This window comes from Novosphingobium kalidii, from assembly GCF_040534015.1.
Classification (GTDB): domain Bacteria; phylum Pseudomonadota; class Alphaproteobacteria; order Sphingomonadales; family Sphingomonadaceae; genus Novosphingobium; species Novosphingobium kalidii.
Window position 1 is genome coordinate 84085 of record NZ_JBEWLY010000025.1, and the last position, 12244, is coordinate 96328.

A 12244-nucleotide genomic window follows, 5' to 3' on the forward strand; every position below is an offset into this window, starting at 1 on the left:
AGCCTTCCAGCTGCGCCCGATCTGACCACGCCGCTATTCAGGATTCCCGTCTGATTCTACGCGGTGGGCTCCTAACAAAGGTATAAAGCCAAGAAGCGAGGGCGAGGTTTTCCGCTCCAGTCATTGGCAGCGCGTATTTCTCTGCTACTCCTCCAGTCCGAACGAAATCGTCGCCTTGGAGATGTTAGGTGCGTCACGTCGTCACAATGAAGAGCACCCCGTTTGAGGGTCAGGCACCCGGCACTTCCGGCCTGCGCAAGAAAGTGCGGGTGTTTCAGCAGCCCGGCTATACCGAGAACTTCATTCAGGCCGTGTTTGACGTGGTGAAGCCCGAAGCGGGGGCCACGCTGGTAATTGGCGGTGACGGGCGCTTCCATAACCGCACCGTCATCCAGCAGGCGATCCGAATGGCGGCTGCCAACGGCTATGATCGCGTGCTGGTGGGCCAAGGCGGCATTCTTTCGACCCCCGCCGCGAGCCACGTGATCCGCAAGTACGAGGCCAGCGGAGGCCTGGTCCTTTCGGCCAGCCACAACCCGGGCGGCCCCGACGAAGACTTCGGCATCAAGTACAACATTACCAATGGCGGCCCCGCGCCTGAGACCGTGACCGGTGCCATTCACGAGCGCACCAAGACCATCGACCGCTGGTTGACCGTGGAAGCGGATGACATCGACCTGGACGCCGTCGGCGAAACGGTCGTGGTGGGCATGACGGTTTCGGTGATCGACCCCGTCGCCGACTACGCCGATCTGATGGAAACCCTGTTCGACTTCGCAGCGATCCGCGCGATGGTGAAGTCCGGCTTCACGATGCGCTTCGATGCGATGGGCGCGGTGACAGGCCCTTATGCCCATGAGATCCTCGAAAGGCGGCTGGGCCTTGCCGCAGGGACTGTCGTGAACGGCACGCCGCTTGAGGACTTCGGCGGCCATCATCCCGATCCCAATCTGATCCACGCCAAGGAACTCTACGATCTGATGATGGGCGCCGATGCGCCTGACCTCGGCGCTGCTTCGGATGGTGATGGCGACCGTAATCTCATCATCGGACGCGGCCGCTTCATCACGCCTTCGGACTCGCTGGCGATGCTGGCCGCCAACATCGAAGTGGCGCCGGCCTATCGCGGGCGCCTCGCCGGCATAGCCCGCTCCATGCCGACCAGCGCTGCGGCCGACCGCGTGGCCGAGGCGCTGAATGTGCCGATCTTCGAGACGCCTACCGGATGGAAGTTCTTCGGCAACCTCTTGGATGCGGGCAAAGTCACCATCTGCGGCGAGGAAAGCGCCGGCACCGGTTCCGATCACGTCCGCGAGAAGGATGGCGTATGGGCGGTGCTGCTCTGGTTAAACATCCTGGCGGCGCGCGGCGTCGGCGTCGATGCGATCGCGCGCGAGCACTGGGCGCGGTTCGGCCGCAACTACTACGCGCGCCACGACTATGAAGGCATCGATACCGATCGTGCTAATGCGCTGATGGAAGGTTTGAAGGCTAGACTGGGCGAGTTGCCCGGCCGTGGTTTCGGCCCGCTCACCGTGGCGGTGGCGGACAGCTTCTCCTACACCGATCCGGTCGATGGCTCTATAAGCGCCAATCAGGGCCTGCGCATACTGTTCGACGACGGAAGCCGCGTGGTATTCCGTCTTTCAGGCACTGGCACCCAAGGCGCGACCCTGCGCGTCTACCTCGAGAGCTACGTTCCGCCTTCCGGCGACCTGGACGCAGAGACGGCCGCGATGCTCGCTCACCAAATCAACGCGGCCGAGGAGATTGCGGGAATTGCAGAGCACACGGGACGCGCTGCACCGGACGTGATCACGTAAAGGTCGGGCTCCGCCACCGAGATCGTCGGCTCTGGTCATGAGCGTCGGTCAGGTGGCGAAGAGCTGGTCCAGGTTCTCGAACGCTTTCATCTCGATCGCATTGCCGCTGGGATCCCGGAAAAACATGGTGGCCTGCTCGCCAGGCTCACCTTTGAAGCGGACGTGCGGCTCAATCTCGAAATGAGATCCTGCCGAGATCAGGCGATCGGCCAGCGCCTGCTAATGCTTCATCTCCAGCACGATGCCGAAGTGCGGGACCGGCACATGATGCCCGTCCACGGCATTGCCCGCCGCGTCGCTCAGCTCCGCGCCGGACACGAGATGTGCCACGATCTGATGGCCGTAGAAGTTGAAGTCGATCCACTCCGCAGCGCTTCGCCCCTCGGCACAACCCATCAGATCGCCCCAGAACGCCTGCGCCGCGTTGATGTCATGAACAGGGAAGGCCAGGTGAAAGGGACGCAGCGACATCGACGTTTCCTTCTCGGCGGCCACACAAGGCGATCTGGACAACTTGGAAGCCTCTGGCATTTGATGGTCTGAGGCGCTGAGCGCAACCTCAAAGCTTTTCACTGCACGCTGTGGTTGCCACTTCCGTCGTAATCTTTAATCCAACCAAACTAGATTGAGGTCGCGATGGGTGGGAAAGCTCACGGACGCCATGATTGCGCGCGCTTTGAGTGGGTTCAGGCCGATAAAGATGGTGTCTACGGTTTCGTCCAGTTCAGCAGGGTGTCGCACCGGAATGCCCATATGCTGACTTTCGTGCAGCTTCGGATTTTGATCGAGAAAGGCGACTACATCCATCGCACCTGACAGTTGTTGCGCAATCCAGCTGCCGTAGAAGCCCGCGCCGTAGATGGTGCAGCGCTGGCCCGCCATTCGGTCGCGCGTTTGTGTCAAGCTGGCATACGCCTTCTTCCAGAAGCGGCAGATTTCCCTATTCTGCGCGGTCGCCGCAGCCACACCGTCCTCTGGTCCGGCTAAGTTGCCTTCGCGGGCCGTTGCGCTGACAAAGAAAGCACCTGGGAAATCCGCCCGATTGATCTCGTTCACAGTAAAGCCTGTTGCTTTGAGGGCATGGCGAATGGACGGATCGGTGAAATGGTTGAGATGGTCGACGACGATCATGTCACCAGGATTAGCATGCACGTCTGGCAGCGATATGAGCAGTCGGCCACCCGGCTTCAGCACCGCACGAATCTGAGCGAGGAACGCGATGGGTTCGGCAACATGCTCGATGGCGAAGTGGCTCATCACTGCGTCGAACCTGCCATGCCAACTCGGATCGATCGTGTAGGTCGCCTGATGCTCAGCCCGAACCCAATCCTGCCAGGCGAACACATAGTCTCTACTGACGTCGAAGACATGCGGAATTATGTCGGGCCGGTGCTCTACCAGCTTGCGTAGCGTATCGGATTTCGCCGCGCCATAATCGAGGATTAGCGCGCCTGGTGGCAGTTCCAACATCCGCAGGCTGATGGCGGCCTGGTGATCCGTACGGTAGAGCGGCCGCCCGTCCGCCGCTAGAGCGAACAGCTGGTCATGGTCATCCGCCTCCAGCGAAATGCGGTACGTCGTGTCGTAAAATGTCTGGATGTCTGGCATGTTTGGGCACTGGGCATGACTGCATCGCTCACAGACGTGCACCACCGTATCGCTGTTGAGCGCAGTCATGATCGAGGTCAAAGCGGGGGCGGCGGCCTGATAGGCGGGCTCCCCCAGCGTGCTGCCGCAGACCCGACAAAGAGCCATTGCCCTCATATCCTAGCTCCTCGCCACCAGACCGGGCATAATCTCGGCGAAATCCTCTCCCGCCGCGAAGGAACCGCGCCAGCCGATGCGGATTCCCAAAGGATCGGCAAAGTTAAACAGCCGGAACTGAATGCTCCAGCGCGGGAAGGCCGCAAGATTGCGACCTGACTGATGGAGCGTCATGAAATCGAGTACGATGAGGTCACCCGGCTCGGTTAGTGGGGCGGCGCAGTTATAGCGAGCGACTCGTTCTTTGCCTTGCTCCAGGTGCAACGCATAAGCCCCGGTCGCGCCGACCCCCTTGTCGTCAAGGTAGACGGGAATCGGCCCTTCAGCTTGGGAACCTTCGGCAATCTGTACCGGCCCCAACTCCTCTGTCACCGGAACTAGAGGTGACCAGAATACGACGCCGTCACTGCTGCGCAGCTGGGATGGGAATTCCTGATGCCAGTGCGCCCGGAATTTCTCCTCGCCAGGATTATCTATACGGATGCCGAAACTGCCCGCCGCGATGCCCGGCAGACTATCTGGCCGTAGCGCACGAAAAGCGGCGTCATTTCGGTCCTGCGACACCATCCTCAAAAAAGCCGGGATCTGCTTGACGGCATCGTAGACTTCGCCGCCCCAAGCACGATTGGACGCAATCAAGGACGGATAGGCAATTGTCATAGCTTCGGCGGCGGTGCCGGTCGGCGCGTCGATGCCATACTTGCCGCATACGAGCGCCACGATGCTGCGAATGCCTTCCTGAATGGGAGCGACATCGGCTGCGAGGTCATAAAAGCCTCGAAGGACGACGTAGCCCTTCTCAACGAAGTGCTGCTGATCCTCTTGAGAAATAGTCACTGCCATGTCGCAGCCGCCGTACGTTCCAGATGTGCTTGCCAGGGCAGCGTGCGTGGCTTGAGATAATCGGCCGCGGCTGGTCCAGTCCATGCGATGAGGTCGAGAATAGAGACGTAGGGCGTAAAGGCCCCCGCCCCCTGCGGCCAAGGTGTACAGCTATAGTCGATATAGTCGACCGACACACCCGCCGCCTCGAACGCTCGATGATCGAGGTAACCTGCTGCGCCATGGCCGGTAATATAGCGATTTCCACCTAAATGCTGCACGATGTCCAGTACCCGCGTCCACGATTGTCCTGCAATACCAAGCTCGTGGCTGCAAACCCGACGGCCGCTCGTGATCCCCAGATACGCAGCCGGTATGGCGATGCTGGCGATCAGCAGGTCACATAGCTGCTCACGTGCGTAAACTTCATCCATGAGCACCAGAGCGTCGGTCAGATAGGGTGCATCGCGCAGAGAAGCCTGCACCAATCGCCGATGCTGCTCCCGCCAATCACCTGCCGCGGTTTGGAGTTCGGCAATCGGCTGAAAGCTGCCTTTGCCCTCTAGCGGCACCGTCAGCCAGCGGCGTCCCTCGGGAAATTTCAATTGAACACGATTGGTGAAGCTTCCCCTTGAAAACTGTACATCGTCGAGATCGACATAGATATCAGCCAGCATCAACCCTTCGAAGAAGCCCGGCCATGGAAAAAGCATCGGCTGGCTAATGACGACGGCGCTCATATCACGCCCTCTAGCATGTGTTCCAGGAGCAGGACGTCGTGCGCTGCACCTGTCGCGTCGATGAAATGAGAACTCAATGTGCCGATGATGCGAAAGCCAACTTGGAGATGGGCGTGGAGCGCCGCCACATTATCGACCCGCACTTCTACCAGACCTTTGTGCAAACCCAGTTCGTGGCGTGAGACGTGGAGCAATTCGCGCAGCGCCGCCTGCCCCAGACCGCGCCCGCGAGCATTCTCCGTCAGCGAAATTCCCAGATAGCCGTTGCGGTTGCGGCGATGGACTTGGGCAACCTGAACAAAACCGACGGCCTCGCCGCTGACAGCATCCTCTACCATCCGAAAAAGGCCGCCCGGCTCGCCTTGCCGACGCGCGATCCAAGTTTGTAGAGCGGCATCGTCCAGAGCGTCTGGCACCGTTAACAGCAGCGACTGGAGCGCAAGGTTGCAGCGGAGCGCAAACAGCAGCGGCAAATCGTCCCCACACGCCTCTCGAATCAGGACGCTGGGGGGAACGTGCTTCACCTTTTCTTGCATCGCACGTATCCTCCCGGTGAGCTGGAAAGCACGAGTTTACCGTTCAACGCCTCGTCGACCTCAAACCGATCGGTTTCCGTCATATAGGCTTGGAGGGCGGTGTACGGCTCATTGCCGGGATGCCAAATGGCGGATCGCTTCGTCGGCGTTTGGGATGGATGGCTCAAGCCCAATAGCGTGTCGGCTACCACTATATACTGGCCTGGCGTAACCAGCGGACCATAGGCTCGCAGCTCAGCAAGCACATGATCGCGGCTGTGGTTGCTGTCGAGTACAACCATCACCGATGCACCGGACGGTATCGCCTCGCGGACGCGCGCCACTGTTTCGGATGCGATGGAAGATCCTTCGATCAGAGTGATGAGCGGAGCTAGCGGGTGAGCCTCTATGGATTCGCGGTTATGAGCGCGTATGTCGATGTCGACGCCGATCACTTTGCCGCTACCGATGATCTTGAGCAAAGACGCCATGAAGATCATCGAGCCGCCACGCGCCACGCCGGTTTCGATGATGACATCCGGTTTGTTGGCCCAAATCACCTCCTGCGTCGCCATCACGTCAGCGGGCATCTGGATGATGGGCAATCCCATCCAGGACCAGAGATAAGCATAGTCGTATCTATCGAGCGTGACGAGCGTGGAGAGGCTTTGTTCGAAAGCTTCCTTGTCACGGCCCAGCGCAAGCGCCATTTCACGCTTGTGCGCCTCGAATTCGGCGCGATCGTCCTTGGCAGTCATGTCGCTCGCATCTTTCCTTGTGCGCCGCGGACCACCCTGATGAGAGTATCCGCAACCCGATCAATATCGGCGTCTTCCATCTCGTGATAACTGGGCAGGTTGATCGCGCGCTTTGGAATATCCCAAGCGTTGACGTTCGCCCGCTTGTCTTCGAACATTGGCAGGCTGGACAAGGGATGGAAGAACGGGCGAGCGTCGATGTTTGCCGCTTCAAACGCGGTTAGCAGCAGCTCGCGAGAGACGCCTAGCGCCGGATCGCATACGGCGGTCGGCATCCAGGCGCCATTGATCGTCCCAAGCGGTTCGGGATTCATCGAAACGCCGTCCAGTCCGGCCAGCCGCTCGCGATATTCCGCCAGTATTGCTCGCTTTCGCATCACAAGCTCGTCGGCACGCTCCAGCTGCCCGCAACCGATGGCAGCCTGCAGGTTCGACATCTTGTATTTAAAGCCTAGCATCTCGGGCCAGAACTGTTTGATCTGTCCGACGGCGCGGCCATGATTGCTGAGCGTCTGGACCGTCCTGTACAAGGCATCGTTACTGGTAACGAACATTCCGCCTTCGCCCGTCGTCAGCGTTTTGGTGCCATGGAACGAGAAAGTGCCAAACAGCCCCATCGAACCCGCGCGACGCCCCCGCCATTCCGACCCGATGGCCTCGGCGGCGTCCTCGACGATGGGCACTCCCGTCCGTTCACTCAGATCGAGCAAGGCATCCATATCGCACAGATTGCCATAGACATGCGTCGCGATAATCGCCCGCGTGCGCGCGGTAACATGCCGCTGCGCCTCGGCAGGATCGATGCACCAGCTGTCGGGGGATACGTCGACGAACACCGGCGTCGCACCCAGATGCCGGATCGGAGCGACCGTCGCGACCCAGTTCGTATCGGCTAGGATGATTTCGTCACCTGGCCCGACGCCCAGCGCCGCTAGCCCCATGTGGAGAGCACCGGTGCAGCTGGAGGTTGCGATGGTATGTTGGCTGCCCAGCCATTCGCCAAACGCCTTTTCAAAGCGCACGATATAATCATAGCAACGCGCCCCCCATCCGTTTGCCGCCGCATCTGCGGCATAGCTCTGCTCCAACTCGGTAATGGAGGGCTTGCTGTAGAAGATTCTGCTGCTCACGGCTGGTTCGTCCCGATGCCCATTGTCTAGATCAGAACGTGCTGACACAGTTCCTGAAACGAGAAGATCAGATTGGGGTTATAACCTTGGGCCACAAAGCCCGCTCGCTGGCTGTCGTCAGTGATGAAAATAGCGGACTTATCGATCAGGTCCGCATTCTGACTTGACGCGTCCGTGACGAGTACAATGCTTGGTGACAGACCTATCTCGTACAACAGTTTACCGATGCCGGCGGAATCGTCCTGTCCGCTGATGATCAGGTGGCTGATGCCGGACGTCGAATTGACCTGATAAGTCAATGTTTGAAGTCCAACCAGCGCTGGTAGGTTGCTGGCGATCTGGACGACTTCCGGATGGTTGCCCTGCCCACCCATTATCATGCGCGTGCATAATTCGTATGCTTTTATGAAATCTTTTCTGGCGTACCAGAAACGAATGGCAACCGACATGCGCATCAACGTGAAGATGCGACACACCTGCTCGTAGATAGCACGAGCGTCCTCAGACATGTCCAGCGCACCCCGTTGGGCTGCGATGTGGAGATAGTATTCAAGCCCGCCGCGATACTTGTCCCAAGAGGTCATCACATCATCATGGCCAGCTTGCTGGCGGGTTGCGGCACATTTCGACACGGCTACGGATCGATAGAACGGTTGCTTGAGAAATGTGACGGCACCCTGATCGACAAAATGGGCTAAATAAGAAAACGCCCAAAAGCAGAAATCACGCGGAACCCAGCAAGACCGCAAAGCAGAGGAGCGATAGATGCCGATTTCCGGGAAAATGTGTCCTTCGGTGATGAAGCAGAATAATTCAAAGAAGCTCTGCTTCTCGAACTTGCGGTCTTCCTTGACAAAGTAGAACTGCGACAGGTCAACGTCTTCCACCTCGTCGTACAGCGTCCAAGGTGCATGGCAGGCGACGACATCGGGGTTTCCGTCGAGATAGCGAATCGCATCCTCTACTGCGCTCGGAATCAGAAGGTCGTCATCCGCCAAGTAGACCGAATATTCGCCAGTGGCATGGTGAAAGGCGTTGGCAAGATTGGGACCAGATCCGCCGTTTACGTCGCGGCGGAAATAACGGATCGGCAGGCCTTTGGCGATGAACTCTGCCACCACGGCGCCAGTCGCATCGGTCGACGCGTTGTCTGAGACGACGATTTCATAGGGGAAGCTGAAGGTATACTGTTCGCAATATTCCAGTGCATTCCGAATAAAGGCTTCCCGGTTATATGTCGGGATACAGATGCTGAGTTTCACGTCGTTCAACGAACGATCTCCTGACGATAGGATGGGTAGGCAGCGTCTCGCGCTCCGATCACAATCGGTGCGAACGGCCAGTCGATAGCGAAGAGCGGATCGTCCCAGCGAATGCCGCCAGCGAGGTCAGGCGCATAATCCTTGGACAAATGATAATAAAGCTCGCAGTTGTCCTCGAGAGTCAAATAGCCGTGAGCGCAGCCCGCTGGAATGGCGAGTGCATTGCGCTGAACCGCGTTCAATTCGACTGCCGTCCACTGCAAATAGGTGGAAGATTCTGTGCGTAGATCTACAGCAACGTCGAAAACTGTTCCACGCGTTACACGAACCAGCTTGGCCTCTGCTTGAGGTTCCTTCTGATAATGCAAGCCGCGCAAGGTTCCCCGCTTGTGGTTGACTGAAATGCTGCATTGTGGATAGTGCGACGGCAACCCTTGGTCTGCGAACAGCTTCGCGCAAAACGTGCGAGCAAACGAGCCTCGTTCATCTTCCCGGGGGTCCGCCTCGACGATGAAAGCGCCAGCAATTGCTGTGGGCAGGAACCTCATCCGAGCACTCTCAGTTCCGGCACCGCCACGACGAAGCGTCCGCCCCACTCGCTGACGCTCCGGTTGATCGAGATCACTTCGTCCTGAATGTTCCATGGAAGAATCAACACGTAGTCAGGTCGCGTTTCAAAAATCCGGTCGGGCTCGAGGATGGGCAATTTGCTGCCCGGCATGAACCTGCCCTGCTTGGCCGGACTCCGATCGACCACATAATCGATCAGATCGTCGCCGATCCCGCAAGTATTAAGCAGGGTGTTACCCTTCGCCGCGGCACCATAGCCGGCAACCTTTTTCCCGTCGGCTCTTGCTTGCTTCAGGAAAGCCAGAAGGCCCTCTAGGATAGGCGCCACCTTGTTCTGGAAGGTAGTATACGCGTCAATATGGTCGAAACCCGCGGCAGCCTCGTCACACCGCACCTTCTTCACGCCGGATGTAACTTCTTCGTGCGCCCCCTTTGCCCGTCGCGCGAATACGCGCAGGCTCCCGCCATGGGTCGGCAGTTCCTCGACGTCGAACACGGCAAGGCCATGGGCGGCCAGGATCGTCTCCACCGCTAGCAACGACAGGTAGTAGAAGTGCTCATGATAAATGGTATCGAACTGCGCCCCCTCGATGAGGCGCAGAAGGTGCGGGAACTCTAGGCTGAGTACGCCGTCCGGCTTCATGATCCGTGCCAGCCCACCAACAAAGTCATTGATGTCGGGTACATGTGCCAGCACATTATTGCCGATGACCAAGTCGGCCGCCAAGCCTCTGTCCACCAGAGCGTTGGCGGTATCCTGCCCGAAGAAGCGCGCCTCGGTCGGCACACCAATGGACCGTGCTACTTGCGCGATGTTCTCCGCGGGCTCGACACCAAGGACGGGCACACCAGCTGCAACGTAGTGCTTGAGCAGATAGCCGTCGTTACTCGCCACCTCGACGACCTGGGAGTGCTTGTTCAGAGCAAAGCGCTCGCATGTTGTCGCGGCATATCGCCTGGCATGCTCCACCCAGCTTTCGCTCATGGACGAAAAATAGGCGTACTCGCCAAAGATCTCGTGCGCGGGGACCACAGCATCGGCCTGGACTAGCCAGCAGTGGTGGCAGACGCGGGCATGCAGCGGATAGGAAGGCTCAGGCTGCTCTAACTGCGCCGCCGTCAGAAAGCTATTTGCGAGGGGGGTCGAACCCAGATCAACAAAGCTAAATTCTAAGGCCGCGTTACAAAACCGGCACCTTCGCTCCATGTTCATACCAATCCTCGTAGTCTTCTTGGCCCATGCATCACGCTCTCTGCCGTGCTTTTCGTTAGCAGCGTTCAAAATGGGAGCATTTCGACCATGCGAGCTCATTTCCTGGCAAGATGCCTTCTGCACACGGACCCGGCCCGAAGATAGCCTGCACTGTGCAGGAATAGGCTACTAACTCCGTCATCTCAGAAAAAGTTTGCTCGTGTTGTAGAACTTACTTATCAATATAGAACAAGAGGCTTGCATATACATAATATAGAAGCATGATTATCTCGCTGTCAGCGAGAACAATGTGTACGACCGTTCCTAGCAATTCCGACTGATACATTATAGATGAGTTTACGCCGCTCTGGCAGCGACAGCCAAATTTTGCCTGCCGGGTTCTTCTCAAGGTGCAACGAAACTGGCCGCCTCGATTGACCGCAGGGGCGACCTTACCTTTCACGCCGAATTGGACGACGCACCGGCGACACGCCTCGACGTGCAATCAGCGTACGTCCTTTAGCCAAAAGCCGGCGAGAAGCTTGTCCAAGCCGCCTAGCGCCAATGCCGTTCACGCTGGCCTTTATCCACATGAGCTAAAATGGCTGATGCGCTCCGCGGGAGGGCGGGGGTGTTGTGAAAGTTGCGCTCGCACCTTGCATTGGCTGCTCACCTGCTATCGGGCGGCGACACCGTCTATAATGGAAAGCAGGGCGATGTGCAGAACCTGCTGGTTGAAAATAGCTTCTACCCGGGCGATGCGAGGATATGTACGCGGTTGCCGATGCGATGGTTGAACCCGCCCTAGTGTTTCACCGCGCTCAGATTGCCTGCTTGTCGCCTTTCCCAGCGCGTTCATCAGCTCATATTGACCGGGGGCTTTTTAAATGAAGCTAGTTATTCTCGCTGGTGGCTTGGGCACTCGTTTCGCGGAGGAAACAGACCTGCGGCCCAAGCCAATGATCGAGATCGGCGGACAACCGATTTTATGGCACATAATGAAGATATACGCAGCGCATGGAGTAAATGACTTTGTTTTATGCTGTGGATACAAAGGGTATGTCATAAAGGAGTATTTCGCCAACTACTTCCTCCATATGTCTGATGTTACTTTTGACATGCGCGAGAACAAGATGATCGTGCATGAAAAACGAGCGGAGCCATGGAAGGTGACTCTGGTTGATACGGGCGACGATACGATGACGGGCGGGCGCCTCAAGCGGGTCGCTGACCATGTGAAAGACGAGGAATTCTTCCTGTTCACTTATGGTGATGCGGTCGGCGATATCGACATCACCAGATCGATCGCGTTCCACCGCGAGCATAGCAAGCTTGTGACCATGACCGCGACCTATCCCGCAGCACGCTTCGGTGCCCTGGAAATCGAGAATCAACGGGTCACGCATTTCCTTGAAAAGCCCAAAGGTGATGGCAGCATGATCAATGGGGGCTTCTTTGTCATGTCGCCCCGGGCGATCGACTACATCTCGGACGATTCCACGCATTGGGAGCAGGAGCCGCTGTGCAATCTCACGGCAGACGGTGAACTGATGGCCTTTGAGCATCATGGCTTCTGGCAGCCGATGGATACGCTTCGTGATAAGCAGTTGCTCAACAAATTGTGGGATAAGAGAGAGGCACCGTGGCGAATATGGTGAGGCCGCCCAT

The 12244-nt window shown here is 58.2% G+C and carries 11 protein-coding genes and 1 pseudogene; 2 read left to right on the forward strand and 10 right to left on the reverse strand.

Going from position 1 to position 12244, the window contains the following annotated elements:
* Positions 1-206: 206 nt before the first annotated feature.
* Complete coding sequence (locus tag ABVV53_RS16025; protein ID WP_419956793.1) at positions 207-1823, forward strand: alpha-D-glucose phosphate-specific phosphoglucomutase; 1617 nt, start codon at positions 207-209, stop codon at positions 1821-1823.
* 48 nt (positions 1824-1871) lie between these two features.
* Here the strand turns inward: ABVV53_RS16025 and ABVV53_RS16030 are convergent.
* From ABVV53_RS16030 to ABVV53_RS16075, 10 genes and pseudogenes are all read right to left on the reverse strand, one after another.
* Positions 1872-2294 (reverse strand): annotated as a pseudogene (locus tag ABVV53_RS16030) (VOC family protein).
* Between the two features lie 135 nt (positions 2295-2429).
* Positions 2430-3587 (reverse strand): class I SAM-dependent methyltransferase, encoded by a 1158-nt coding sequence (locus ABVV53_RS16035; RefSeq protein ID WP_353985439.1) that lies wholly within the window; start codon positions 3585-3587, stop codon positions 2430-2432.
* 3 nt (positions 3588-3590) lie between these two features.
* Positions 3591-4430 carry a phytanoyl-CoA dioxygenase family protein gene (locus ABVV53_RS16040; protein ID WP_353985440.1) on the reverse strand — a complete coding sequence of 280 codons (840 nt, stop codon included), beginning with the start codon at positions 4428-4430 and terminating at the stop codon, positions 3591-3593.
* The gene (locus ABVV53_RS16045; RefSeq protein ID WP_353985441.1) at positions 4421-5149 is read right to left on the reverse strand and encodes a WbqC family protein; all 729 of its coding nucleotides are present in this window, start codon (positions 5147-5149) and stop codon (positions 4421-4423) included. Before ABVV53_RS16045 ends, ABVV53_RS16040 begins: the two co-directional genes overlap by 10 nt.
* On the reverse strand, positions 5146-5685 hold the full coding sequence (locus ABVV53_RS16050; protein ID WP_353985442.1) for a GNAT family N-acetyltransferase: 540 nt from the start codon (positions 5683-5685) through the stop codon (positions 5146-5148). Before ABVV53_RS16050 ends, ABVV53_RS16045 begins: the two co-directional genes overlap by 4 nt.
* Entirely contained in the window at positions 5670-6422 is a 753-nt protein-coding gene (locus tag ABVV53_RS16055) for a cephalosporin hydroxylase family protein (RefSeq protein WP_353985443.1), read from the reverse strand. The genes ABVV53_RS16050 and ABVV53_RS16055 overlap by 16 nt, the downstream gene beginning before the upstream one ends.
* Positions 6419-7552: a DegT/DnrJ/EryC1/StrS family aminotransferase gene (locus tag ABVV53_RS16060; RefSeq protein ID WP_353985444.1), complete on the reverse strand. Its 1134-nt coding sequence runs from the start codon at positions 7550-7552 to the stop codon at positions 6419-6421. Before ABVV53_RS16060 ends, ABVV53_RS16055 begins: the two co-directional genes overlap by 4 nt.
* A 26-nt stretch (positions 7553-7578) precedes the next feature.
* A complete protein-coding gene (locus ABVV53_RS16065; RefSeq protein WP_353985485.1) occupies positions 7579-8814 on the reverse strand; it encodes a glycosyltransferase family 2 protein in 1236 nt (411 codons plus the stop codon).
* Between the two features lie 5 nt (positions 8815-8819).
* A complete protein-coding gene (gene rfbC / locus ABVV53_RS16070) occupies positions 8820-9362 on the reverse strand; it encodes a dTDP-4-dehydrorhamnose 3,5-epimerase (RefSeq protein ID WP_353985445.1) in 543 nt (180 codons plus the stop codon).
* Positions 9359-10696, reverse strand: a complete 1338-nt coding sequence (locus ABVV53_RS16075) for a class I SAM-dependent methyltransferase (protein WP_353985446.1) — start codon at positions 10694-10696, stop codon at positions 9359-9361. The genes rfbC and ABVV53_RS16075 overlap by 4 nt, the downstream gene beginning before the upstream one ends.
* 767 nt (positions 10697-11463) lie before the next feature.
* Here ABVV53_RS16075 and rfbF point away from each other — a divergent pair.
* The gene (gene rfbF / locus ABVV53_RS16080) at positions 11464-12234 is read left to right on the forward strand and encodes a glucose-1-phosphate cytidylyltransferase (RefSeq protein WP_353985447.1); all 771 of its coding nucleotides are present in this window, start codon (positions 11464-11466) and stop codon (positions 12232-12234) included.
* Positions 12235-12244: the final 10 nt, after the last annotated feature.